We start from the raw sequence: 24,223 nt of genomic DNA on the forward strand, positions 1-24,223 counted from the left end.
TTATGTTTATAGAATTAGCTTATAAGTCGTTACACAATTTTTGGAGGTATCTTTTAGGTTCTTTGCTTGTTATTCTAGCCTCAACAATAGGTCAAATACCCTTAACAGTGGCAGTCCTTTTCAAGATGGGATTGTCAAAGATTGACAATCCTGAAGAGATGCAAAGCTCTATGGAAAACTTAGATCAAAATGCAATTATGGGGGTTTTAGATAAAAATCTCACGTTGTTTTTAATCTTGATCTCCTTCGTCTTTGCTCTGGGAGGCTTACTATTTGTTTTAAAATTTATACATCAACAGCGTTTTAAGGATATAATTACAACTCGAAAACAATTTGATTGGGGCAGGGTTTGGTTTTCCTTTGGTATGATCGCAATTTATACAGTTATAACCGTGCTTTTATCTTACTTTTTTGCTCCAGAAGATATGCAGGTTTCTTTTAATCTCGTTCCTTTTTTAATTTTGGCAGTAATTGCTGTGCTATTTATACCTATTCAAACAAGTGTTGAAGAGTTTGTTTTTAGAGGTTACTTAATGCAAGGTTTTGGAGTATTGGCTAAGAATCGCTGGTTCCCACTTTTACTTACTTCGTTTATTTTTGGGGGGTTACATTATTTCAATCCGGAGATTAGCGCTATGGGAGATATTGTAATGGTATTTTATTTTGGCACCGGTCTTATTCTAGGAATTATGACATTAATGGATGAAGGGATGGAGCTCGCGCTAGGATATCACGCTGCAAATAATCTTATTACAGCATTACTGGTTACTGCAGATTGGACAGCCTTTCAGACAGATTCTATCTTTAGAGACATATCAGATCCTAAAGCAGGCATACTAGATGTGTTGCCCGTATTTATTATTTATCCTATATTTTTAGGAATTCTAGCTTATAAATACAAGTGGACAGGATGGAAAGAAAAACTTTTTGGAGCTATTAATGAGCCGGAAAGTCCTAAATTAGAAGACCATTTTGTGGCAGATTAAAAACTTAGGCGATGTCTAAATATGAAGTGCATCCAGATTTTAAATTAAACGGCAAGTCGCTGCGAGCAGTAGACTTAAAAATCTTAGCGACAGAACTTATTGAAAGTGGCGAACTCTATGAACAAGAGCTCGCCTCTTTTATTTTAGACTGGCTCAACGATAAGGATTTTGTATTTGTAAATACATCTGGTTCTACAGGAGCACCTAAAAGTATTAAACTGCTTAAAAAGCACATGATAAATAGTGCTAAAGCAACAGGAAAACAGTTTAAACTAGATGCGGGAACTACCGCGCTACATTGTTTACCCACGCGATTTATTGCGGGTAAGATGATGTTTGTACGTGCTGTAATTTTGGGATGGAAACTCGATGTTGTTCCACCTTCTTCAAATCCATTAGATCAGGTTTACAAGCGGTACGATTTTTCTGCAATGACTCCTTTTCAGCTAGATAATAGTATTGCAAGGTTGCATCTTCTAGGTAAATTGATTATAGGCGGTGGTTCTTTTTCTGAAAATCTAAAAGAACTCGTTAAAGATAGTACTGCAAAAATATATGAAACGTATGGTATGACAGAGACCATTACTCATATTGCAATACGCCGAGTGAATGGAAAGAAAGCTAAAGATCAGGAACCTCCATTTAAAACCTTAAATAAGGTTACCGTAAGTCAAGATGATAGAGGATGTCTTATTGTAAAAGCTCCCAAGGTCACGACAGATCCAATAATTACTAATGACCTGGTAAATCTTCTTTCTTATAAAAAATTTCACTGGTTGGGACGTATAGATAATGTGGTAAACAGTGGAGGTATAAAGCTATTTCCGGAGAGTATAGAAAAAAAGTTGGCACATCAAATAGATGTGAATTTTCTCGTTGCCGGTATTGCAGATGACCAGTTAGGAGAGCGTCTTATATTGATTATGGAGTGCGATAGTTTTGATGCTTCTAAACTCAACTTCGAGGTTTTAGAAAAATATGAAGTTCCTAAAGAATTATTTTGTGTTCCTAAATTTGCACGTACTCCTAATGGAAAAATTAAGCGGAGCGATATTATAACCGGCTTAAAATCAGATCAAAAAATCTAAATTAGTATCGTTTAAGATCTTTGGCAGGAAAGTTGATATTTTCAATATCGAACTTTAAAGCAAACATCAGATGCAAAAATTTACTTTATTCCTATTACTACTCTTATTAATTGGAGCAAGTTCCACTTCCTGGGCGCAAGACAAATTATCTATTTCTGGTATCGTAACCGGCAAAGGTAAACCACTTTCTGGAGTACAAGTAACAAGCAAATTAACTAAACAAAAAACCAGCACAGATGCAAAGGGTATCTTTACCATTGCAACGCATTTAGGTGATACATTAGCTTTTAGTTATCTAGGATTTGAAACAGAATTTATAGCAATTAAAGAAGGAACTTTTTTAAAAGTTGATTTACGCTCCTCTCAGTCTTTAAATGAAATTGTAGTAGTCAATGAAGTTTCTGATATAGCTATTAGAGGATATGCCTCCAATTCTTATTCTAAAACAAATCTAATTGCAGATTATTCATCGTCCGTTAGAAATACAGAGAGTTATGCACGTATAGATGAAAATCAGTTTGAACACGTAGGCACAAATCCCTTGTCTACCTTTTCTGTAGATGTCGATCGTGCCGCATATAGCAACATTCGTAGGATGATTAATGCAGGACAAAAAATTCCTGTAGATGCTGTACGTATAGAAGAAATGATTAACTATTTTAATTATTCTTATAAACAACCCGATAGTAACGAGCCTTTTTCTATACAAACAGAACAGGCACAAACACCTTGGAACGCAGATACGCAATTAGTGAAGATAGGAATCCAAGGAAAAGAAATTCCGGTAGGAAATTTACCTCCTTCTAATCTTGTTTTCTTACTAGATGTATCCGGTTCTATGAATAGCCCTAATAAACTACCCTTACTTAAATCTGCATTTAAAATACTTGTGAATCAGTTGCGCGAGCAAGATAAAGTGTCGATTGTAGTCTATGCCGGATCAGCGGGAACGGTATTAAAACCTACTAATGGATCAAACAAAACTGAAATTTTAAATGCTTTAGATAACCTTAAAGCAGGTGGAAGTACCGCGGGAGAAGAAGGCTTAAAGTTAGCGTATACTTTAGCTGAAAATCATTTTGTCGATGGCGGGAATAACAGAATTATTTTAGCAACAGATGGAGATTTTAATGTAGGCTTATCTAGTGATCGCGAGATGGAAAATCTTATTACTGAGAAGCGAAATTCTGGAATATATTTCACGGCCTTAGGTTTTGGGATGGGGAATTATAAAGATTCAAAGCTAGAATTATTAGCCAATAAAGGAAATGGCAATTACGCCTATATCGATACCATGCAAGAAGCTCAAAAAGTTCTTGGAACTGAATTTGGTGGGACGTTGCATACTATTGCAAAAGATGTGAAAATACAAGTTGAATTTAATCCCGCAGTAGTGAGTGGTTATCGACTTATAGGATATGAAAACAGGCTCTTAAATGATGCAGATTTCAATGATGATACAAAAGATGCCGGCGAGATAGGAAGTGGTCATAGTGTAACTGCCCTTTATGAGGTATTGCTTGCAGGCAAAGAATCTAAATTTCTAAAGCCAGTTGACGATCTTAAATACACAAATACTAAAGCTGTAAAACCGAATTCTAAAGGTGAATTATTTACGGTTAAACTGCGTTATAAAGAGCCTGATGGAGAAATAAGTAAATTAATAGAAAAGGCTGTTTCTTTTGAAGATAAAAAAATTAAAAGCACTTCAGACGATTTTAATTTTGTTACTAGCCTAGCCCTTTTTGGAATGCAGCTAAGAGATTCTCCCTTTAAAAATGATGCATCCTTAGCATTAACACTTGACCTGGCTGAAAAAGGTAGAGGGGATGATAAGGAAGGATTTAGAGCAGAATTTATAAGGTTAGTTAAGGCGTCTAATTAATAATATTTTTATTCCTTTGTATATAAATTAGAATTATGAAGTATTTATTTTTCATTGCAACTGTAATTTTTTTAGGTATTTATGATGCATCAGCGCAGTATGGTTACGGTGGTGGAGGTTATGGAGGTAACGGTTATGGTCGTAGTCGTATGGGAAGTAGTATGATGGGAGCAGGGGCTTCTCAACAAGGACCTCGTGAAGAACCCAAAACTTCTGCAGAATTAGTGGATGAGCGAATTAATGATTATGTGACAACATTTGAATTGGATCCTTTTGAAACCGAAGTTTTACGTACCTATCTAGAAGATCACTTTGATAATGTAATGGGATTGCAAAAAGATAAAACTAAAGATGCCGAAACGTTGCGTAAAGATTTTGAACGTATGCAAACGGAATTTAAAACAAACTTGAAGTCCATTCTTACTGAAGAGGAAATAGAAAAATTTATTGCAATGGATTTTTCTTCTTCAGCGGTTCGAAAGCGAAAAAAAGACAGAGATAATTAGTTGTAAAAGGTGCCTTGAGCACCTTTTTTTATTGGGGGTTAATACGTACTTTCGGCTAGAAATTTATTAGGTATGCGTTATTTTCAATTCTTCTCCATTTTCATTTTTTTAATTTTTAGTAATGCGCAAGCTCAGATTTTACCAGAGCGTGATCGTGCAAATCTGGTAGACAAAATTCTGGCAGATCGGTTTGATAACGTGTTGCCTAATTTAATGTATCGTACTGGGATAGATATGTGGGTGTTAATATCTAGAGAGTATAATGAAGATCCGGTTTTGCGAACAATGCTTCCGGCAACTTGGCTCAATGCCCGCAGACGCACGATTCTTGTTTTTTATTGGAACGAATCTAAAAACAAACTAGAAAAATTAGCTGTTTCCAGATATAACATAGGAGATAATATTACTTCTGCCTGGGATAAAGAGCAGGAGCCCGATCAGTGGAAAGCTTTGGTTAAGCTTATAGAAGAGCGTAATCCCAATAAAATTGCTCTTAATTATTCAGAAGATTTTGGCATTGCAGATGGTATTGTAAAGACAGATTATGAGGCTTTTATAAATGAATTGCCCGGGCAATATGTTTCAAAAGTTGTATCTGCCGAACCACTAGCTGTTGGTTGGATAGAAACTAGAAGTCCATTAGAAATTCAGCTTTTTCAAGAGCTCGTAGGTATTACTCATTCGATTATTAAGGAAGCTTTTAGCAATTCAGTAATAAAACCGGGAACCACTACTACCGAAGATGTAGTTTGGTTTTTACGACAAAAAGTAACAGATCTTGGCTTGGAGACTTGGTTTCATCCCACAGTTGATATTCAGCGTGCAAATGAAAAACTAGAGAGTCATCTTACAGCATTTACAAATCACAACGCGGCTCAAGTAATTTTACCCGGCGATTTAATTCATTGTGATTTTGGGATTTCCTATTTGAGGTTAAATACAGATTGTCAGCAACACGCCTATATTTTAAAAGAAGGAGAATCAAGTGCTCCTCAATTTCTAGTTGATGCTTTTGCTAAGGGAAATAGACTACAGGATATTTTAACTTCCAATTTTGCGACTGGTAAAACAGGTAATGAAATTCTTGAAACATCTTTATACCAAGCAAAATCTGAAGGATTAGTACCTTCAATATATACTCATCCATTAGGCTTGTACGGTCACTCGGCTGGTACCACCATAGGAATGTGGGATGCACAAGACGGCGTAGCAGGAAGCGGGGATTACAAATTGTTTCCAAATACGGTTTATGCTATCGAACTTAATACAACCGTGACTTTAACAGAGTGGAATAAGGATATTCGCATAATGCTTGAAGAGGCCGGATTATGGAGTTCAAAAGGTTTTAGATATGTAAACAAGCGTCAGGAAGAGTTGATACTTATTAAATAATTAAACGCTTTCGGTACGAAGTAGTAACTGTTTTCTATGATAGATTACTCCTATTGATAGACCCACACCACATAAAGCAAGTATAGCGCCTACAAGTTCTGGGGATGTATAACCATAACCAGCTGCGATAGGTAAACCACCCAGAAACGCTCCAAGTGCATTGGCTACATTAAACGCTGCCTGATTTACAGAGGAAGCTAGCATCTCAGACTCTTTTGCAGATTTAATCATAAGCATCTGTATAGATGGAGCTGTTGAAAAGGCAAATGCTCCCGTAACAAATACCATTATTAACATCATCCATTGTATAGGTGCTATAAAATATATAGTAATTAAGCAGAGAGTCATTACACTAAGAAGTATCGCCGTTGCCTTTATAGGAGAAAATTTATCTGCTAATTTGCCGCCCAATACATTTCCAAAAGTCATTCCCAGACCCGCGAGCATTAGTATAAATATCACCATACCGTCATCAAAATTACTCACTTCGGTAAGTAAGGGAGTTATGTAACTATACCACGCAAAAAAACCACCGGTTCCTATAGCAGTAATACCGAGAATTAACCAAAGCTCTGCTCGCTTAAAGATCTTTAAGGCGTCTTTAATAGGGATAGGAGTATTTTTTTCTATTTTGGGTAACCAGAAAAGAATGGCCAATACAGTGATTATCCCTACTGCTACAACAATCATAAATGTATAACGCCAGGATATATTATGGCCTACGTATGTGCCTAACGGAATGCCGATAATGTTTGCTACGGTTAATCCACTAAACATCATTGCAACTGCACTGGCAGCTTTTTCTTTAGGGACAAGTCTACTGGCTACAACAGCTCCCACTCCAAAAAAGGCTCCATGAGGTAGCCCAGAAAGCAAACGGGAGAGAAACATAAAGTTGTAAGAATTAGCAAATATTGATAGCGAATTAAAAATTGTAAACGCTACCATAAGAGCAAGCAATATTTTTTTAGGAGAATAGTTTCCAGCTATTGCCACCAGTATGGGGGCACCTATTACAACACCAAGCGCGTAAGCCGATATAAAATGCCCAGCTTGAGGGATGCTTATGTTGAGGTCATTAGCAACATCAGGTAAAATACCCATCATAACAAATTCGGTCATTCCTATTCCAAAACCACCTATTGCAAGGGCTATTAGACTCTTTTTAAACATAATACTGTTTTAAATTACCATTAATACAATGAGAATGGATAGTATCGCGCAAATATATGATAGATTTTAGGGCTGAAACTATGTTTGCTTAACCGATTTAGTTAGTTAATTGTAGTAGAGGTAATGTAATAAAAATGATTTTAGATTTGTTTTCGTACTTTGAAAGTTATGATGAAAGTCGTTCCGACATTAAGCTGACTTGAAACATCAATTGTTCCCCCAAGACTGGTAACGTGATTATAAACTAAATAAAGTCCTATTCCTTTACCATCGATTTCAGCACTTGGATTGAAGCGTTGATGAAGTTTAAAAAGATTCTCTCCTGCTTTTTCTAGATCGATTCCTATTCCATTATCACTAAATATCAATTGAACATTATTTCCGCTCTTTTTTGAAGAAATTCTAATAATCGGACTTACACCAGATCGGGCATATTTAATAGCATTAGTGATAATATTCAAAAAAATACTTTGGAGGTAATCTGGTGAATAAACGACACTTGGAGCCTCACTAAAATCAGTGAGAAATATTACTTGATCTTTACGTATTAATTCATTTATAGCGTTCTTAGTTTTATTTAAAACATCATCAAACTTGATTTCTATAAGATCCAGGATCAGTCGGTCTTTCTTAATCCATTTCTCCATATAGGAGCTAATGATTTCATTCAGATTTTGAGTAGATAATTTTAAAAGCGCAATATATTCTGCGACTTCTGGGTTTTCAATAGCACTGTCATCTAAAAGTTGATGTAAGGCCAGAAGATTACTTAGTGGAGATCTCAAATCATGGGAACTAGAATAGTTAAAATGCTTGAGGTCTTTATTCGTCTCATTTAATGTCTGCAACAACCTATTGCGTTCAATTTCTATATTCTTCTTAACTGTCACATCTTTAGCAACTGCATACACTACCTGCTCATTTTGTAATGCAATTGAAGACCAGCTCAACCATATGATAGCGCCATTTTTATGCTGGTACCGGTTTTCAAAATGAGTAAGAAGATTGCTTTTAAGTAAGTTTTCCCGTTTTGATTTTGTTATTGCCCGATCTGCCTGAACAATAAATTCTGAAATAGGTTTGGCAAACAATTCAGCTTCAGTATATCCCAATGTGTTTATAAAAGAAGGGTTGACTTTTTTAAAGTATCCGTCAAAACCGGCTACACACATTAAGTCTGGAGAAAGCTCAAAGAAATATTCAAGATTTAAATCTGATTTATCAGTAAACTTTTCTTCAGTGTGCATATTAATTACTGTAAAGGTCTGGGGTTATTTTTAATGTAACTGCCGGTAAACTATCATATCCAAAATAATGATAGTAAAGTGTAATTTTCTTTTCTCTAAAGTAATCCATTTCCGGATTATTTTTTAAACGTGCAATGAGTGCTGGTTTCACATATTTTGTAACGGTGTCCTTATTAACAGCATCAGATCTGTAAATAAGCGTATAGTAATATGCAAAGCTATTTTTATTCATTGCAACAGCACTGTCAAGAGTAGTCTCCTCATCCAGTTGCAAAGGTGTTTGAGTATTAATATAGGCAGCTTCTTTTTGTAGCGATTGAAAAATATCTGATTTATCTCGTAACAGGTACTGAATCACCAAAAATGAAATTACCGCAGTAGGAATTGCTACTACTGCGGTAATTAAGATTTTTTTAAATGTTGTAGTCATCAAATTACACTTGAATAATCCCCAAGTTAAATTTTTTCTGAATAGGTGCGTGATTTGCAGCATTAATTCCTGTTGAAATCCATTTTCGCGTATCTAACGGATCTATAATCGCATCCGTCCAAATACGTGATGCAGCATAATATGGAGAAACCTGCTCATCATAACGCGCTTTGATTCGGTCGTAGAGTTCTTTCTCTACTTCTTCAGTAATTTCTTTTCCTTGTTTCTTTAGAGACGCAGTTTCTATTTGTAAAAGAACTTTTGCAGCACTATTACCACTCATTACTGCTAATTCCGCCGAAGGCCAAGCTACAATTAATCTGGGGTCATAAGCTTTACCGCACATCGCATAGTTTCCTGCACCATACGAATTGCCAATTACAATGGTGAATTTTGGCACTACAGAATTACTTACTGCATTAACCATTTTAGCACCATCCTTTATAATACCGCCATGCTCACTTTTGCTACCTACCATAAACCCGGTAACATCTTGAAGAAAAACAAGAGGAATTTTTTTCTGGTTACAATTAGCTATAAATCGAGTTGCTTTATCTGCGCTATCGCTATAAATCACACCACCAAATTGCATTTCACCATTTTTAGTTTTCACTATTTTACGCTGATTGGCAACAATACCTACTGCCCACCCATCAATACGGGCATAAGCAGTAATTAGAGTTTGACCGTATGCTTCTTTGTATTCTTCAAATTCAGAATTATCAACTAATCGTTTTATGATATCTTTCATATCATATTGATCGCTCCGTTTAGCCGGTAAGATGCCATAGATATCTTTAGGGTCTTCTGTAGGTTTTGAAGATTTAATGCGATTAAATCCTGCCTTATCAAAATCTCCTATTTTACCCATAATATTTTTTATTCGGGTAAGTGCGTCCTTGTCGTCAAGTGCTTTATAATCTGTAACACCACTAATTTCGCAATGGGTAGTAGCTCCTCCTAAGGTTTCATTATCTATCGATTCACCTATTGCAGCTTTAACTAAATAGCTACCTGCTAAAAAAATGCTACCGGTTTTATCAACGATCATAGCTTCATCGCTCATAATAGGTAAGTATGCCCCACCGGCGACACAGCTACCCATTATTGCACTTATTTGAGTAATTCCCATACTACTCATTACGGCATTATTCCTAAAAATACGGCCAAAATGCTCTTTATCTGGGAATATCTCGTCTTGCATAGGCAGGTAAACTCCAGCGCTATCAACCAAGTATATTATAGGAAGATTATTTTCTATGCTTAACTCCTGGGCTCTTAAATTTTTCTTTCCAGTTATGGGAAACCAAGCGCCTGCTTTCACGGTAGCATCATTAGCAACAACTATACATAACTTGCCACTCACTTCCCCTATTTTAACAACGACACCACCACTGGGACAACCCCCGTGCTCTTCATACATACCGTCACCCGCAAAAGCAGCTATTTCTATTGCTTTCTCCGAGTTGTCCAGTAAAAAATTTATACGTTCTCTAGCGGTAAGCTTACCAGCGTTGTGGTGTTTTTCTATACGTTTTTCACCACCACCTAATTTTACTTTAGCGAAGCGTCTTTTTAAATCAGATACGAGAAGTTTATTATGGTCTTCGTTTTTGTTAAATTTTATATCCATTCAATACGTGTATTATGTTCAGATCAAGCTAATAACTGAAAAGAAAAGCCCTTATTATAAGAGCTGATTACTTGCAGAACAGGGCCTGATTGTATAGTAACGAAAATACGAAATCGCTTTCGTAACTTCGGTTATATTTAAATGAAAAAAAGGCGATATTTGCTTTTTGCATTATATTCCTGATTGTAGCTGCGTTGCAAAAAGAAAAACTTATACTTAGATTATATATCCAACGCAGTATTTAATAAATCTTTCAGTTTCTCGATGTTTGCAAATTAAATCTATTACTCATGATGAATAAAAATACAGTACTTAGTTGGGCAACTTTTATAATGATAGTTGTGGGACTGGCACTTATAGCATTAGGTGCTTTTAGATATAATGAAATTGCAGGTTATGGTTTTGCTGCTGTGGGTATTGGCTTTTTTGCCATTGCCTGGGTTTTCAACGCATTAAAGGGACGGGTTTAATGATAGAAAATACGATCAAAGACCAACTTTTAAAACATCTCAAAGGGGGCGAAGCATTCATCTCTATTGATGAATTGCTTGAAAAAATAAGTTTTAAAAGTATAGGTGATCGTCCGGTAGGTCTTCCATATTCATTTTATGAAATTTTCTATCACATACGTTTTGCACAACGGGATATTCTCGATTTCTGCATTTCAGAAAATTATATACTTCCTAATTGGCCAGCAGATTACTGGCCATTAGAAAATACTGCTAGTTCAAAAAAAGAATGGAAAGAACTTAAAGAAAATTTTATTTCAGAACGTTCTGCCCTTTCAAATTTTATTGAACAGGAAGATGTTGATTTATTAGCTGTGGCAAAACACGGTGAAAAACAGTCTGTACTTCGAGAGCTAATGCTTGTTGTAGAGCATAATGCTTATCATACCGGTCAATTAGCACTTATATTAAGACTGTTGGGTCTGCACTAGGCTACTTCAATTTTTGTTTTCATTATTTTTTCGGGTGTAATAGGTAGGTCACGTACGCGTTTGCCGGTGGCATTAAATACTGCATTTGCAATTGCTGCAGCGATGCTGGTGATTCCTAATTCACCTATACCTTTAACTCCCATAGGATTAGCGATATAATCATCTTCTGGTAAAAAGATTACATCAATTTTACCTAAATCTAAGTTTACAGGCACGTGATAATCTGCAAAAGAACGCGTGATGAAATTTCCGTGGTTAGGTTCAACTTGCGAATGTTCGGTTAATGCTTGTCCTACACCCCAGGTAATACCTCCTATAATTTGACCATATGCGGTTTTTGGGTTCAGTATTTTTCCTGCAGATCCAACATTTACAAAGTGTTCAAGGCGCACCATACCACTATACTCATCAACCCACACTTCACAGAAGTTGGCGCCAAATGAATACACCGAATAATTCTCAAATTCTTCAGTAGGACCTGCCGTTCCTTTTGCTTCAAATTCAGTTAAATCAGCCTTCTTCATTAATTCTATCACCGAAAGATCTTCACTGGTACTCGCTAATGTCTTAAGGGTGCTTATGGCATTGTCACAAGCTACTTTTACACCATTTGTATAGGATGCAGCACCCCAGGAGCCACCCGATCCAGGTGTTTTTGGAAATTTTGAATCTCCTAACTCGACACTTATTTGTTCTAATGGGATATCAAGATATTCTGAAATAGTTTGCCCAATGATAGTGTAACTTCCGGTGCCTATATCGGTAGCATCTGTTTGTACAGTTACTTGCACTTTATCGTTGTCTAGTTTTAACTTTATAAGCGCAGAGCTTTCCATATAGGGCGATTGTCTAGAAGAACCACTCATACCGTAGCCTACTAACCAATTTTCTTTTTTAGTATGTCCGGGTGTAGGTTTCCATTTATTTTTCCAGTCAAATTTCTCTGCCCCTATGCGTATACATTCTACAAACTGTCTCGATGAGAACGGTTTGTCAACGCTAAGATCGTGCTGTGTATCATTTTTAATACGGAATTCTGCCGGATCCATTTGTAATTTATAAGCTAGTTCATCCATTGCAGATTCTAGCGCAAAACTTCCAGGAGCTTCACCGGGAGCTCGCATCCATCTCGGGGATGGTAGATTTAATTTCATTAGTTTATGAGTAACTAATGAGTTTGGAGTGTTATAGAGTGTTTGTGATATAGCGCCACAAGGTTCCTGAAATTCTTCATAAGTAGATGTAGCCGCTGAGGTCTCATGTGATAATGCAGTGAGGTTACCTTCTTTATCTGCTCCCAGACGCATATGTTGTCTGTTATGCTGTCTAAAACCTACTGCTGTAAACATCTCGTGTCGCGTTACAGTTAGTTGTACAGGTCTCCCGATCATTTTAGAAGCCATTATTCCTAAAGTTCCGTGCTCTCGTAATTGCAATTTAGAACCAAATCCTCCACCTACGTAGGGTGTAATAACACGCACGTTATCTTCTGGAATTTCAAAAGTATCTGCAATTGTTTTCACGGCGTGAGCTACTATTTGTGTAGAGGCATAAGCAATAACTTTATCCCCTTCCCAAGTTGCTATTATATTGTGAAGCTCCATGGGGTGATGGTGTTCTACAGGAGTGTTGTAGGTAACATCAATGGTTTTGTAAGCATCCTTAAGTCCTTTCTCTACATCGCCCCATTGCGTATTTGTTTTGGCTTTATCGTTGATTTCTTTGGGCATGTAGAGTTCGTCTAAATGCTCATCAAAAATAAATTTCGGCTCGCTTTTAGCGTAGGTAACTTTGACTAGATTAGCAGCATATCGAGCTTGCTCAAAGGTTTCGGCTACTACCACGCCTATATATTCTCCATAGTAATGTACATCTGGGGTTTGAAGACTAGGAGAGATACTTTTTGTGTCTGGTTCTTCAAAGCGCCCACCGTAACCTTTAAGTTTTAAAGCATTTTCGTGGGTTATAATTTTAATCACGCCCTCTTGTTTTTCGGCCAATGAAGTGTCAATGCTCGTTATTTTTCCAGCTGATATCGTACTTTGTATTCCTTGGGCAAAAGCTAAATTATCAATAGCAAATTCTGAAGAATATTTTGCCTTACCCATTACCTTTAAAGCACCTTCTAAACGATTTACTGAAGCGCCTGTTTTTGATTTTGTTTGATCTTTCATATACCGGTTTTAACTTCTAGAGGTTGCTTGTAAAAGTGCACGAACGAGCGTTTTTTTTGCAAGTTCAATCTTATACGCGTTATGTTTTAAAGGTTTTGCATCTTGCAAGGCTAACTCTGCAGCCTGCTCAAAAACTTCTTTAGTGGCTTCTTTTCCTATTAAAAATTGTTCAACCTTTTCTAGTTTCCAGGGTTTATGAGCAACTTTTCCTAATGCTAGACCCGCTTTTCGTATTGTTTTACCGTCAAGTTGCAATCCTACTGCGGCTGAAACCAAGGCAAAAGCATAACTAGAGCGCTCTCTAACTTTTAAATAATAATAATGAGTAGGGAATTCTGATTTTGGTAATTCTATACTGGTAATTAATTCTGAATCACTAAGTGTTGTATCTTTTTCCGGACGATCTTCTGGAAGTCTGTGAAATTCGGTAAAAGGAATCCTGCGAGATTCTCCATTTTCACTTTGAACAACCACTGTAGCATTTAAAGCCGCGAGAGCGACACTCATATCTGAAGGATGTGTTGCTACACAAGATTCGCTCCATCCAAAAATGGCATGCTTGCTATTCTCACCATCCAAAGCGCCACAACCCGTACCGGGTTCACGCTTATTGCACGGCATTGAAGTTTCAAAATAGTATGGACAACGCGTGCGCTGTAGCAAATTACCGCCATTAGTTGCCATATTGCGTATTTGCTCTGTAGCCGCAGCTAAAATGGCCATTGATAAAAGCGGATATTTGTTTTTAACTTCAGTATTATTAGCGGTGTGCGTGTTACTCATCATTGCACCTAATGCGAGTCCGCCTTCAGAAGTGGATTTAATATCTTTATATGGAAGATCTGCAACTTCTATTAAATGCTCGGGACGTTTTACATCTTCCTTCATTAAATCGAGAAGATTTGTTCCTCCACCAAGATAATGTGTTTCCTTATTTTTAGTATGTTGTACTACAGCTTGAGAAGCAGATTGTGCACTATAAAATTCAAATGGTCTCATTGGTTTATTTTTTAGTTAATCTGCAGATTTACTGTTTGTTAATTGTTCTTCGGTTGCAAAGCTCCATTTTGTACTAGTGCTTTCTCCTAAGTGTACTTCTTTAATTGCGTCCAGGATGTTGTTATACGCTCCACATCGACAAATATTACCAGACATACGCTCTCGAATTTCTTCATCTGAAAGTATAGTTACCTTATCTTTTACGTTAGGAGTTACATAGCTTACTTCACCGCGTTTTGCTTCATCTAGTAATGCGACTGCAGAACAAATTTGGCCAGGAGTACAATATCCGCATTGAAACCCGTCGTGTTTTAAGAAAGCTTCCTGCATAGGGTGCATTTTATCTGCGGACGCAATACCTTCTATAGTTTTAATTTTTTTGTCTTTGCAGGATGCAGAAAGGGTTAGACAAGACAGTTTACGTTCCCCGTCAATTATTACTGTACAAGCTCCACATTGACCGTGATCACAGCCTTTTTTTGTTCCTGTAAGATCTAGTCTTTCACGCAGGGCATCAAGCAATGTCATTCTTGAATCTACTTGGAGCGGATAGGTGTCGCCGTTTATTTGAAGTTGAACTTCAATCGGGTTGAGAAGTGCTTTTGGTTCCAATGGCAAAATATTTTTAGTTTTTTGAGCAAATAAGTCTGATGAAAAATGGGGTAGGGCTACAAGACCAATGCCTGCGGCAGACAACTGACCTAAAAAGGAACGTCTGGCAGTACCGAAAATTCCCAGATCGTCTAAAATTTTTTCCTCATCATCAAGCATTCGCTTATTGGTATTACTTTCAGTGCTGTCTTGAGAATTATCCATTTGCAACCTTTGTTAAATTGGGTTAGTAATTACATAATCTATTATATGATAAAGGATTATGAAATTTAATTTTGTAACAAGCAGTTTATTGTTGCTTAGTTATAAATTTCAGTAATATTCTTTAAGCTTAGTTTCTATATGCTGTTATAATTTTCCCAAATAACAAAAAATGGGAAAATAATGAAGTTAATAAATGAGCCGAATTCAGCTTAATAAACAGTTTCTAAACACACGTCTTTTCAATACCTTTGCACCGCTGCAAAACAATTGTAGAAAGTGATTTTTGCAGTTTTCTAACTAATTAATTAACGCATATGAGCGACGATAAAAAGATCATCTTTTCGATGACCGGTGTGAGTAAAACCTATCCCGGAGCAAATACCCCGGTATTAAAGAAAATATATTTAAGTTTTTTCTACGGAGCAAAAATTGGTATTCTAGGTCTTAACGGATCTGGTAAATCTACTTTGATGAAAATCATTGCCGGTTTAGATACAAATTTTCAAGGAGATGTAACATCAGATAAAGAGTTTACGGTAGGATATTTAGAACAGGAGCCTAAATTAGACCCTGAAAAAACTGTACTAGAAATTGTAAAAGAAGGTGCAGCAGAAACGGTAGCTATACTTGAAGAATACAATAAAATTAATGATTCATTTGGTCTAGAAGAGGTTTACTCTGATCCTGATAAAATGGATAAATTAATGGCTAGACAAGCTGTGTTGCAAGATGAGATCGATGCACGTGGGGCTTGGGAATTAGATAATAAACTAGAGGTTGCAATGGATGCATTACGCACCCCACCAGCAGATCAAAAGGTTGGAGTATTGTCTGGTGGTGAAAAGAGACGTGTAGCCTTGTGCCGTTTATTATTACAAGAACCTGATGTATTATTACTGGATGAACCTACAAACCACTTAGATGCAGAATCTGTACATTGGTTAGAGCATCACCTTGCACAATACAAAGGAACTGTAATTGCGGTAACTCACGACCGTTATTTCTTAGATAATGTGGCAGGATGGATTCTTGAGTTAGACCGAGGTGAAGGTATTCCGTGGAAAGGTAATTACTCTTCTTGGTTAGACCAGAAGTCAAAACGTATGGCTCAGGAAAGTAAGACAGCCTCAAAACGTCAAAAAACCTTAGAGCGCGAACTCGAGTGGGTACGTCAGGGTGCTAAGGGTCGTCAAACTAAGCAAAAGGCACGTCTTCAGAATTATGATAAGATGATGAGCCAAGATCAAAAGCAGGTAGATGAAAAATTAGAGATTTATATTCCTAATGGTCCTCGTCTGGGTACAAATGTGATTGAGGCTAAAGGGGTGAGTAAAGCTTTTGGAGATAAATTGCTGTACGAAGATTTGAATTTTAATCTTCCTCAAGCTGGTATTGTGGGAATTATAGGACCTAACGGTGCAGGTAAAACAACCATTTTCAAGATGATTATGGGTGAATTAGAAGCAGATAAGGGCGCTTTTGAAGTAGGAGACACAGCAAAAATTGCCTACGTAGATCAAAGTCATAGTAATATTGATCCCGATAAAACTATATGGCAAAATTTCTCTGATGAGCAGGAACTTGTGCTAATGGGTGGCAAAGAAGTAAACTCGAGAGCGTACTTAAGTCGTTTTAACTTTAGTGGAAGTGAACAAAACAAAAAAGTTTCAACATTATCTGGAGGAGAGCGTAACCGCTTACACCTTGCAATGACTTTAAAAGAAGAAGGTAACGTACTTCTTCTCGATGAGCCTACAAACGATCTTGATGTTAATACATTAAGAGCCCTTGAGGAAGGTCTTGAAAATTTTGCAGGATGTGCTGTTGTTATTTCTCACGACCGTTGGTTCTTAGACCGTATCTGTACGCATATTCTGGCTTTTGAAGGAGATAGTCAAGTTTATTTCTTCGAAGGAGGGTTTTCAGATTATGAAGAAAACAAGAAAAAGCGCCTTGGTGGAGATTTAATGCCAAAGCGTATTAAATATAAAAAGCTAGTTCGCTAAGTTGCGCTAACCTAATTGTAAGCCCCAGTATGCAAATAGTATGCTGGGGCTTTTTTATGAGTTCAATTCTGAAGAGCTTGAATGTGATAACGAGAAAATATTTTTATTTTTATTAAGTCTAAATAGTTCAAAGTCATTTTGATTTTTATATTTGCGCTTAATTCGATAAATAATATCACTCATTAGATTAAGGTTACTTATAGCTGATTTCACAACATGAAGAAAAAAAAGAAATACACTTTTAGAAAATTTTTAAATGATGTTCACTTATGGCTAGGACTTGCAAGTGGTATTATTTTATTTTTAGTATGCTTAAGCGGTACAATTTTAGCTTTTGAACATGAGATTAAAGATGCATTTGCAAGTGAGTTAGTTGTTGAACCTAAAGGAGAACAGTTAAGTATTACCTCTTTAACTGAAAAAGTTACAGCTGCAAATAAGGGGGTTCTAACGAGTATTAACATTCCTGCAAGTGCTGATGAACCCTATATATTTTCAATTAAGGAAAATCCTAAAGAAAGACGTGGAACAAACCTTATGGTTAATCCCTATACTGCCGAAACTTTAGTTCCTGAAGCAAACCCGGCAGATGCCTTTTGTTTTTTCTTTTTTAAAATGCACCGCTGGTTATTGCTCGACAGTACAATAGGTAGACCTATTGTAGGTGTAGCAACAATCATTTTTCTTATTCTAGCGGTTACTGGCCTAGTGCTCTGGTTTCCGAAGAAGGTAAAATGGAAAAATGTAAAATCTGGTTTTAAGATAAAAACTAAAGCTAACTGGAAACGGGTTAATCACGATTTGCATAACACCTTAGGATTCTATTCATTAATCTTTGTTGTGATTATGGGTATTACCGGATTGTGCTGGTCGTTTGAGGGATATAGAGAAGGATTAAGTAAAGTTATAGGTGCTGAAATTTTTAATAGATCTTCTCCAGAATATCAGGTAGATATGTCTGATGAAAAAGTGGCCACATTACCAGAAGTATTATCTACTGTTAACACTGAGCTTGACTATGCTGGGGAGGTTTCTGTTAGTTTGCCGGGAGGTCGTTCTCCGTACTATAGTGTGAGAAAATACAATACGGCTAACTTTTCACCAGTAACCTATGATGTAGTGTATTTATCTAAGGCGGGTGCAGTTTTAGATGTAGAAAAGTTTAGTGATAAGCCATTAGGCATGCAAATAGCATCGTTAATTAAACCACTACATACTGGTGAAATTTATGGCTATTTATCAAAAATAATTTATTTCATCACGTGTCTTATTGCTACAAGTTTACCCGTGACTGGTACGCTTATCTGGCTTAATAAAATGAAAAAGAAGAAAAAATAAAGGTTCTGTTATTTTATCAAAAAGGCAATTCTACTTATGTAGAATTGCCTTTTTTTATTCTAAATTTTCAATCTTCTTCATAATAACATCTGCTTCAGCATATTTGTTGTCACTGGCAGAACGGTTACTGGTAGATAAATCGTAAGCTTCTTTCATGAGCTTTTTATACGCTTCCTGTAATTTCTCTTTCTCGTTTTTCTTCTTGAATAGTCCAAACATATTTTAAGTTTCAATTTTTATTTTGAAGATAGTAAGAATATTTCTGATGATGAGTAGAACACTTAATAAGTTGACTGCCTCCGCTAGTAAATAGTACTTTTACATCTAATTCTAAATAATATACATTGAATTTAAACGAGATTAAGGTTATAGCCTTCGATGCAGATGATACCCTTTGGGTTAATGAAACTTTTTTTAGAGATGCAGAAATAGCATTTGCAAAGGAGCTATCTGCGTATGGTGATGAAGAAGATATCGTACGTATTTTATTAGATACCGAAATTAAAAATCTGGATACTTATGGATACGGCATAAAAGGATTCACATTATCTATGCTTGAAACTGCCCATCGTCTTATGGGAGATAAAATGAATTCTGAAATTACAGAGTTTATTTTAGAGAAAGGAAAGCAAATGCTGGCTGAGCCTGTGGACCTTTTACCTCATATCGAACTTGTCTTAGAGCAGCTTTCAAAGAAATATAAACTAGTGGTTGCCACAAAAGGAGACCTCCTAGATCAAGAACGTAAATTAATAAAGAGCGGTCTAATTGATTATTTTCATCACGTAGAAATAGTTTCTGATAAAAAAGAAACACAATACAAAAAACTAGTAAAGCATTTAGATATTAAGCCTAACGAATTTTTAATGATAGGTAACTCACTAAAGTCAGATGTTATACCGGTGCTTGCTATGGGAGGATATGCTTTTCATATTCCATTTTACACTACCTGGTCTCACGAGCAGGTAGATGAAGCAATTAATCACTCAAAATTTAAAGCGCTCTCTAATGCAAAAGAACTTTTAGAAATACTCTAATTATTGGCGTTTTGGTAAGAAACTGCGTAAAATATAGATCAAAGCAGCGAGCCCTAAACCTAGTAAAAGTCCTTTGCCAAAGCTGGCATTAAAAAACCATACAATTATTGCTATTACTGCTAATGCGCCAAAAAGAATGCTAGCGCGTTTGTGTTCTTCTTTCATAAAACAAAGATAGGAATATGAAAAATATTACTTAATTCATTTTTATAATATTAAACAAACGTATTTGTCTTTTTTGTAAGTTTGCTCGCTTTTTTAGGGAACAATTCTGTTGTTATAGTTAAAAAACAGTAAATTATAGTTTCTGTTTTTAAAACTTTTACACACTTTTGAATCTTGAAACGCGTTAACAATTAATTAAGTAGAAAAGCTTAAACTAATCAAATTTAGAATTTATGGAAAACGAGAATAAAAATAACGGTATAAAGATAGTAACGGGTATTCTAGCCGTGCTTCTTATCATTGCCGGTGCTTTTGCAATTAAACTGTATAATCAGGAAAAAAATACGAAGGCCGAATTAACTGAAGAGAAAGAACTAGTACTTAATGACCTTAAGCAAATGGTGACTAAGTATGATGCTGTTATCGAAGAAAACAACCTTAAGGATACAGAGCTTAATCAAGCTAGAGATCGTATACAAACGTTGATCGATTCTGTTCAAAAAATGGAAGCTAACGTTTCTGTATTGCGCAAATACCGCGATGAGGTTTATAAACTTAAGAAGGAGCGCGATTATTTATTTGCTCAAAATGATAGTTTGAAAGGAATGAACCGTGTATTAGCGATGCGTGTAGATAGTACATCTTATGAATTAGAAGTGTCTCAAATGAAGCGTGACAGTCTTGCGTTAGCAAAAGATGCCCTTGCAGAAAAAGTAGCTTTAGGCTCTTCTCTTGCAGCAAACAAGCTAGTAGGAACAGGTGTAATTGTTAGAAATAGCGGTAAACTTGTAGAGAATGACAACGCGCGTCGTGTAGATCGTATTAGAGCTTGTTATACTGTACCTCAAAACAGAATTGCTGAAGCTGGTGACAAACAATTATATGTGCAGGTTTTAGATCCTCAAAATAACATTTTAGGAGACAATAAAACTGTAAAAATTGATGATGCTACTAGCATTACTTACAGTACAATTTCTAAGTTCTATTATGAAAATACAGCGCTTGATATCTGTGAAAATATCGCGCCAAAAGGAAGCGATTTTCCAAAAGGATTATACAAGATCAACGTATTTGATGGAGGTAAAGTAATTGCAACCACAAGTCTTGTTTTAGACTAATAAGCGACTATAAATAAATTAAAAAGACCGTTTTAGATTTCTAAAACGGTCTTTTTTTATATTCTAAATCATTATTTACTTACCGCCATTAGCGCGTAAATCTTCGAGGCAAAATTCATCAAACGCAGGTAGGGTTGTCATTCTTCCACCTAAAGCGTCTCCTACCGTCTGAAAGTACATTAAGCAGTCTTCTTGATTACAGTGCTTATTATCTTTTATAATCTCATTATTACTTGAATCTGGCTGCTGATCTTCGTGTGGTCGTACCATTTCAGTTCCTAAGTTTACTAAACCAAACAAATGACCAAATTCGTGCTGGGTGGTTATACTTTCTAGTAGCGTTAAATTGGCTCCGCCAATGCGACCACTAAATTCCTGAAGGGTTTTTTCATATATGATACAAGATGTATTTAGATATGCGGTTCCTAAAATACGCGTGTTGCCTTCATCACTTTCAGAATTTTGATCTGCAAAAAAGATCCATACTGCAAGCTCGTCTCCTGTATTAAATAAGGTTCTGTTATCATTTTCAATTTTGACGTATTCTTCACGATTCAGGCTCCCTGAAGTAGTAGCCGGCACAATAGTTTCTTTAAATGTAATACCGTCTGGCTTATTAAGGCGTTTATTAAAGAATGTTCTTAGGTTATTAAGAGTTGTAGTCGATGGCTTAAAACCTTCTACATATGCGATCTCTACACTCAATCCTGTATATTCTTCGGCACTCAAAAAGTCCCTGGCCGATGATCCTAAATTTTTATTATTAGGTTGATCTACTACTGGAGTGCTACTGTCTGATGAACAAGAAAGTATAAATAGGGTTGCAATTAGGGTAAGGTAGGGGGTAATCGAATTTAATTTCATTAGTCAGTTTTGAAAAATGCTAAAAATAATTTAAAGCTTATTTAAACAAGCCTGTATAGCAGGGTTTAGGATAGATTTAGCATTGTTAACGTATATAATCTACGCAGTAGCGAGGTTTAAAGTTTTGTAAGACGCGCTAAATATTCATAATGCGATCCTTCTAAGATTTTCTCACATTTGAGACCTACTTGCACTGACTCCTTCTCAAGACTATCGAAGTCAAGATATAACCAGTCAAATGCTTCAGATGTTTGATTTTTATATTTGATTTGAAAAGTTACTTCTCCGTAGTAATCTCTACTTGCATCACGCCAATAACTGCCATCTTCTTCTTCATACATAAATGATATATCAGATGAGTCAACGAGTATTTGTCCATTATCATTAAGTAGTTCCTTAAGATGTTTTAAATAGTTCTGAGTATACTCTAATCTCTGAAATATACCGGTGCCATTCATCATTAATAATAACGTATCATAAGTACCTTCCTTAAAATCTAAAATATCTGAAACACTAGTTTTATGTACACCTCGTTTTGAGCACACTTTTATTGCTCCCTTAGATTGATCAAGAGCCAACACATCAATACCTTGCTCTTGTAAATATAAGCTGTGGCTACCGGCACACGCACCTATATCTAGCGTTTTACCTACCGTAAGATTTAAAGCCGTCTGCTCTATTTCTGGCATTTCTGTATAGGCTCTAAATAGATAAGGGACGGGTATTTCATCATTTTCGGTAAGGGAGGAGATAACAGTAATATCTTCAGTATAATCATTGGAATGGTAATCGAGCAAAGCAGAACCAAAAATATCAGGATTATCAGAATCTTTTTTCAGCATAAATTAGAGGCGGTTTATTTACTTATTTTTGTCTTATGGATGAATTTATTGAGCAGTTGCCCAATCTTGCCAAAGATAAGCATAAAGAAAATGCTGCCTATTTTAAAAAGCTAAAGCGCAAACCACCAAAAGATCTTGATTATAAAATGCAAGAATTGCACGAGGAGGAGTTTGCTGAAACAGATTGTTTAAAGTGTGCAAACTGTTGTAAGACTACGGGACCGTTGTTTACCGATAGAGATGTGACTCGCATCGCAAAACATTTTAGAATGAAAGATGCGCAGTTTATAGATGCTTATTTGCGCATTGATGAAGACAATGATTATGTTCTACAAAATTTGCCCTGTACTTTTTTAGGAGCAGATAACTACTGTATGATTTACGATGTGCGCCCTAAAGCTTGTGCCGAATTCCCGCATACCGACCGTAAAAAATTTCAGCAAATCACCAATATTACCTTAAAGAATATTCCTGTATGTCCAGCAGCGTATAACATTGTTGAGAAAATGAAGGACCGTATTAAATTAAAATAGATATTATGAAAGTTGAAATTGCAATTCTTACAGGTTTAATTACAATGCTAAGTCATAGCCAAAATATTCCGGCAGAAAAAAGTGCTTTTGCTCATACTTTTTCAATTGTAGCACGAGATGCTGCTACAGGAGAAATGGCGGTGGCGGTTCAAAGTCATTGGTTTAGTGTAGGGTCGCTGGTCTCCTGGGGAAAAAGTGGTGTTGGGGTAGTAGCCACTCAATCTTTTGTAAATCCTGCCTACGGACTTAAGGGCTTACAATTAATGGAAGAAGGCCTGTCTGCCGAGGAAGCTTTGCAAAATCTTATAGCTGCAGATGATGGCAAGGATTACCGTCAGGTAGCATTTCTTGATATAAACGGAAACGCATCAGCTTACACTGGAGCAAAATGTGTGATTTATGCAGATCAGATTACCGGTGATAATTTTTCGGTACAGGCAAATATGATGCTTACCGATCAAACGGTACCTGCAATGGAAAAGGCATTTAACGAAAATAAAGGAATGCCACTGGCTGAACGCATGGTAGCAGTTTTAAAGGCGGCAGAGCAAGCTGGTGGAGATATCCGCGGAAAACAAAGTGCGGCTCTAATTGTTGTAGGTCCTGATCTAGTTGAAAATCCGTGGGAAGAATACCGAATTAATTTACGCGTTGATGATCATGAGAATCCTATAGAAGAACTCGATCGTTTATTAAAAGTAGCCCGTGCTTATGAATATATGAATAAAGGTGATCTTGCTGTCGAAACAGGTGATATGCCCGAAGCATTAAAACAATACGGCACTGCGGAAGAACTGTTTCCAGATAACTTAGAAATGAAATTTTGGAAGGCAGTTGCCATGGCAAATGATGGACAGCTTGAGATGGCTAAACCTATTTTTAAAGCAATATTTGAGCAGAATGAAAACTGGCGCGAGATGATAGGAAGGCTAGTAAAACCGGGATTGCTTACAGTAAGTGAGGCAGAAGTTATGGAAATTAAGAATCTTTAAAAATTTAACGTGCAGGTGAGAAGTACTGCAATTAGCAATATTAAAAAAGAGCCTTGAGA

General features: G+C 36.3%; 24 protein-coding genes. 13 read left to right on the forward strand and 11 right to left on the reverse strand.

Annotation, left to right across the window (positions count from 1 at the left end):
• Positions 1–2 precede the first annotated feature (2 nt).
• The 5 genes from DSM00_RS03685 (at position 3) to DSM00_RS03705 (ending at position 5,857) form a co-directional block, all read left to right on the forward strand.
• Positions 3–986 (forward strand): CPBP family intramembrane glutamic endopeptidase, encoded by a 984-nt coding sequence (locus DSM00_RS03685; RefSeq protein ID WP_128756660.1) that lies wholly within the window; start codon positions 3–5, stop codon positions 984–986.
• 11 nt (positions 987–997) lie between these two features.
• Entirely contained in the window at positions 998–2,074 is a 1,077-nt protein-coding gene (locus DSM00_RS03690) for an AMP-binding protein (protein ID WP_128756661.1), read from the forward strand.
• 70 nt (positions 2,075–2,144) lie between these two features.
• Positions 2,145–3,959, forward strand: coding sequence for a vWA domain-containing protein (locus DSM00_RS03695; protein ID WP_128756662.1), 1,815 nt, complete (start codon positions 2,145–2,147; stop codon positions 3,957–3,959).
• A 35-nt stretch (positions 3,960–3,994) separates the two neighbouring features.
• Complete coding sequence (locus DSM00_RS03700; protein WP_128756663.1) at positions 3,995–4,465, forward strand: hypothetical protein; 471 nt, start codon at positions 3,995–3,997, stop codon at positions 4,463–4,465.
• Positions 4,466–4,537: 72 nt separating this feature from the next.
• On the forward strand, positions 4,538–5,857 hold the full coding sequence (locus tag DSM00_RS03705) for a M24 family metallopeptidase (RefSeq protein WP_128756664.1): 1,320 nt from the start codon (positions 4,538–4,540) through the stop codon (positions 5,855–5,857).
• Here DSM00_RS03705 and DSM00_RS03710 read toward each other — a convergent pair whose 3' ends face one another.
• The 4 genes from DSM00_RS03710 to DSM00_RS03725 form a co-directional block, all read right to left on the reverse strand.
• Entirely contained in the window at positions 5,858–7,030 is a 1,173-nt protein-coding gene (locus tag DSM00_RS03710) for an MFS transporter (protein WP_128756665.1), read from the reverse strand.
• Between the two features lie 140 nt (positions 7,031–7,170).
• Complete coding sequence (locus DSM00_RS03715; RefSeq protein ID WP_128756666.1) at positions 7,171–8,277, reverse strand: sensor histidine kinase; 1,107 nt, start codon at positions 8,275–8,277, stop codon at positions 7,171–7,173.
• Position 8,278: 1 nt separating this feature from the next.
• A complete protein-coding gene (locus tag DSM00_RS03720; protein ID WP_128756667.1) occupies positions 8,279–8,707 on the reverse strand; it encodes a hypothetical protein in 429 nt (142 codons plus the stop codon).
• A 4-nt stretch (positions 8,708–8,711) separates the two neighbouring features.
• Positions 8,712–10,340 (reverse strand): acyl-CoA carboxylase subunit beta, encoded by a 1,629-nt coding sequence (locus DSM00_RS03725; RefSeq protein ID WP_128756668.1) that lies wholly within the window; start codon positions 10,338–10,340, stop codon positions 8,712–8,714.
• A gap of 293 nt (positions 10,341–10,633) precedes the next feature.
• On the opposite strand from DSM00_RS03725, the gene DSM00_RS03730 reads away from it, so the two are divergent.
• Together DSM00_RS03730 and DSM00_RS03735 are read left to right on the forward strand one after the other, a co-directional pair.
• Positions 10,634–10,810 (forward strand): CAL67264 family membrane protein, encoded by a 177-nt coding sequence (locus tag DSM00_RS03730; RefSeq protein WP_241652353.1) that lies wholly within the window; start codon positions 10,634–10,636, stop codon positions 10,808–10,810.
• Entirely contained in the window at positions 10,810–11,280 is a 471-nt protein-coding gene (locus DSM00_RS03735; RefSeq protein WP_128756670.1) for a DinB family protein, read from the forward strand. Before DSM00_RS03730 ends, DSM00_RS03735 begins: the two co-directional genes overlap by 1 nt.
• Here DSM00_RS03735 and DSM00_RS03740 read toward each other — a convergent pair.
• The 3 genes from DSM00_RS03740 to DSM00_RS03750 are packed head-to-tail and all read right to left on the reverse strand — an operon-like array spanning position 11,277 to position 15,269.
• Positions 11,277–13,454, reverse strand: a complete 2,178-nt coding sequence (locus DSM00_RS03740) for a xanthine dehydrogenase family protein molybdopterin-binding subunit (RefSeq protein WP_128756671.1) — start codon at positions 13,452–13,454, stop codon at positions 11,277–11,279. The genes DSM00_RS03735 and DSM00_RS03740 overlap by 4 nt on opposite strands.
• Positions 13,455–13,463: 9 nt before the next feature.
• Positions 13,464–14,453: an FAD binding domain-containing protein gene (locus DSM00_RS03745; protein WP_128756672.1), complete on the reverse strand. Its 990-nt coding sequence runs from the start codon at positions 14,451–14,453 to the stop codon at positions 13,464–13,466.
• A 15-nt stretch (positions 14,454–14,468) separates the two neighbouring features.
• Complete coding sequence (locus DSM00_RS03750) at positions 14,469–15,269, reverse strand: 2Fe-2S iron-sulfur cluster-binding protein (protein ID WP_128756673.1); 801 nt, start codon at positions 15,267–15,269, stop codon at positions 14,469–14,471.
• Between the two features lie 314 nt (positions 15,270–15,583).
• Here DSM00_RS03750 and ettA point away from each other — a divergent pair, with 314 nt between their 5' ends.
• Positions 15,584–17,275 (forward strand): energy-dependent translational throttle protein EttA, encoded by a 1,692-nt coding sequence (ettA, locus tag DSM00_RS03755; RefSeq protein ID WP_128756674.1) that lies wholly within the window; start codon positions 15,584–15,586, stop codon positions 17,273–17,275.
• A gap of 216 nt (positions 17,276–17,491) precedes the next feature.
• The gene (locus tag DSM00_RS03760) at positions 17,492–18,613 is read left to right on the forward strand and encodes a PepSY-associated TM helix domain-containing protein (RefSeq protein ID WP_128756675.1); all 1,122 of its coding nucleotides are present in this window, start codon (positions 17,492–17,494) and stop codon (positions 18,611–18,613) included.
• A gap of 54 nt (positions 18,614–18,667) precedes the next feature.
• Here DSM00_RS03760 and DSM00_RS03765 read toward each other — a convergent pair whose 3' ends face one another.
• A complete protein-coding gene (locus DSM00_RS03765; protein ID WP_128756676.1) occupies positions 18,668–18,832 on the reverse strand; it encodes a Lacal_2735 family protein in 165 nt (54 codons plus the stop codon).
• Between the two features lie 125 nt (positions 18,833–18,957).
• On the opposite strand from DSM00_RS03765, the gene DSM00_RS03770 reads away from it, so the two are divergent.
• Positions 18,958–19,650, forward strand: coding sequence for an HAD family hydrolase (locus DSM00_RS03770; protein WP_128756677.1), 693 nt, complete (start codon positions 18,958–18,960; stop codon positions 19,648–19,650).
• Here DSM00_RS03770 and DSM00_RS15505 read toward each other — a convergent pair whose 3' ends face one another.
• Entirely contained in the window at positions 19,651–19,815 is a 165-nt protein-coding gene (locus DSM00_RS15505) for a hypothetical protein (protein ID WP_164916292.1), read from the reverse strand.
• 233 nt (positions 19,816–20,048) lie between these two features.
• Here DSM00_RS15505 and DSM00_RS03775 point away from each other — a divergent pair, with 233 nt between their 5' ends.
• Positions 20,049–20,933: a CCDC113/CCDC96 family coiled-coil domain-containing protein gene (locus tag DSM00_RS03775; RefSeq protein WP_128756678.1), complete on the forward strand. Its 885-nt coding sequence runs from the start codon at positions 20,049–20,051 to the stop codon at positions 20,931–20,933.
• A 75-nt stretch (positions 20,934–21,008) separates the two neighbouring features.
• On the opposite strand, the gene DSM00_RS03780 is transcribed toward DSM00_RS03775, so the two are convergent.
• Together DSM00_RS03780 and DSM00_RS03785 are read right to left on the reverse strand one after the other, a co-directional pair.
• Entirely contained in the window at positions 21,009–21,797 is a 789-nt protein-coding gene (locus tag DSM00_RS03780) for a membrane metalloprotease (RefSeq protein ID WP_128756679.1), read from the reverse strand.
• A 116-nt stretch (positions 21,798–21,913) separates the two neighbouring features.
• On the reverse strand, positions 21,914–22,639 hold the full coding sequence (locus tag DSM00_RS03785; RefSeq protein ID WP_128756680.1) for a class I SAM-dependent methyltransferase: 726 nt from the start codon (positions 22,637–22,639) through the stop codon (positions 21,914–21,916).
• A 35-nt stretch (positions 22,640–22,674) separates the two neighbouring features.
• Here DSM00_RS03785 and DSM00_RS03790 point away from each other — a divergent pair, with 35 nt between their 5' ends.
• Both DSM00_RS03790 and DSM00_RS03795 read left to right on the forward strand, forming a co-directional pair.
• Positions 22,675–23,172: a YkgJ family cysteine cluster protein gene (locus DSM00_RS03790; protein ID WP_128756681.1), complete on the forward strand. Its 498-nt coding sequence runs from the start codon at positions 22,675–22,677 to the stop codon at positions 23,170–23,172.
• Between the two features lie 5 nt (positions 23,173–23,177).
• The gene (locus DSM00_RS03795; RefSeq protein ID WP_128756682.1) at positions 23,178–24,164 is read left to right on the forward strand and encodes a DUF1028 domain-containing protein; all 987 of its coding nucleotides are present in this window, start codon (positions 23,178–23,180) and stop codon (positions 24,162–24,164) included.
• Positions 24,165–24,223: the final 59 nt, after the last annotated feature.

The organism is Leeuwenhoekiella aequorea, assembly GCF_004104375.1.
Lineage (GTDB): Bacteria > Bacteroidota > Bacteroidia > Flavobacteriales > Flavobacteriaceae > Leeuwenhoekiella > Leeuwenhoekiella aequorea.

Coding starts and splice junctions, on each gene's coding strand:
- ettA (WP_128756674.1), top strand. CDS start 15,584: ATGAGCGACGATAAAAAGATCATCTTTTCGATGACCGGTGTGAGTAAA.
- DSM00_RS15505 (WP_164916292.1), bottom strand. CDS start 19,815: ATGAAAGAAGAACACAAACGCGCTAGCATTCTTTTTGGCGCATTAGCA.
- DSM00_RS03710 (WP_128756665.1), bottom strand. CDS start 7,030: ATGTTTAAAAAGAGTCTAATAGCCCTTGCAATAGGTGGTTTTGGAATA.
- DSM00_RS03740 (WP_128756671.1), bottom strand. CDS start 13,454: ATGAAAGATCAAACAAAATCAAAAACAGGCGCTTCAGTAAATCGTTTA.
- DSM00_RS03700 (WP_128756663.1), top strand. CDS start 3,995: ATGAAGTATTTATTTTTCATTGCAACTGTAATTTTTTTAGGTATTTAT.
- DSM00_RS03780 (WP_128756679.1), bottom strand. CDS start 21,797: ATGAAATTAAATTCGATTACCCCCTACCTTACCCTAATTGCAACCCTA.
- DSM00_RS03785 (WP_128756680.1), bottom strand. CDS start 22,639: ATGCTGAAAAAAGATTCTGATAATCCTGATATTTTTGGTTCTGCTTTG.
- DSM00_RS03775 (WP_128756678.1), top strand. CDS start 20,049: ATGGAAAACGAGAATAAAAATAACGGTATAAAGATAGTAACGGGTATT.
- DSM00_RS03720 (WP_128756667.1), bottom strand. CDS start 8,707: ATGACTACAACATTTAAAAAAATCTTAATTACCGCAGTAGTAGCAATT.
- DSM00_RS03745 (WP_128756672.1), bottom strand. CDS start 14,453: ATGAGACCATTTGAATTTTATAGTGCACAATCTGCTTCTCAAGCTGTA.
- DSM00_RS03715 (WP_128756666.1), bottom strand. CDS start 8,277: ATGCACACTGAAGAAAAGTTTACTGATAAATCAGATTTAAATCTTGAA.
- DSM00_RS03685 (WP_128756660.1), top strand. CDS start 3: ATGTTTATAGAATTAGCTTATAAGTCGTTACACAATTTTTGGAGGTAT.
- DSM00_RS03730 (WP_241652353.1), top strand. CDS start 10,634: ATGAATAAAAATACAGTACTTAGTTGGGCAACTTTTATAATGATAGTT.
- DSM00_RS03705 (WP_128756664.1), top strand. CDS start 4,538: ATGCGTTATTTTCAATTCTTCTCCATTTTCATTTTTTTAATTTTTAGT.
- DSM00_RS03695 (WP_128756662.1), top strand. CDS start 2,145: ATGCAAAAATTTACTTTATTCCTATTACTACTCTTATTAATTGGAGCA.
- DSM00_RS03690 (WP_128756661.1), top strand. CDS start 998: ATGTCTAAATATGAAGTGCATCCAGATTTTAAATTAAACGGCAAGTCG.
- DSM00_RS03790 (WP_128756681.1), top strand. CDS start 22,675: ATGGATGAATTTATTGAGCAGTTGCCCAATCTTGCCAAAGATAAGCAT.
- DSM00_RS03750 (WP_128756673.1), bottom strand. CDS start 15,269: ATGGATAATTCTCAAGACAGCACTGAAAGTAATACCAATAAGCGAATG.
- DSM00_RS03725 (WP_128756668.1), bottom strand. CDS start 10,340: ATGGATATAAAATTTAACAAAAACGAAGACCATAATAAACTTCTCGTA.
- DSM00_RS03735 (WP_128756670.1), top strand. CDS start 10,810: ATGATAGAAAATACGATCAAAGACCAACTTTTAAAACATCTCAAAGGG.
- DSM00_RS03760 (WP_128756675.1), top strand. CDS start 17,492: ATGAAGAAAAAAAAGAAATACACTTTTAGAAAATTTTTAAATGATGTT.
- DSM00_RS03765 (WP_128756676.1), bottom strand. CDS start 18,832: ATGTTTGGACTATTCAAGAAGAAAAACGAGAAAGAGAAATTACAGGAA.
- DSM00_RS03795 (WP_128756682.1), top strand. CDS start 23,178: ATGAAAGTTGAAATTGCAATTCTTACAGGTTTAATTACAATGCTAAGT.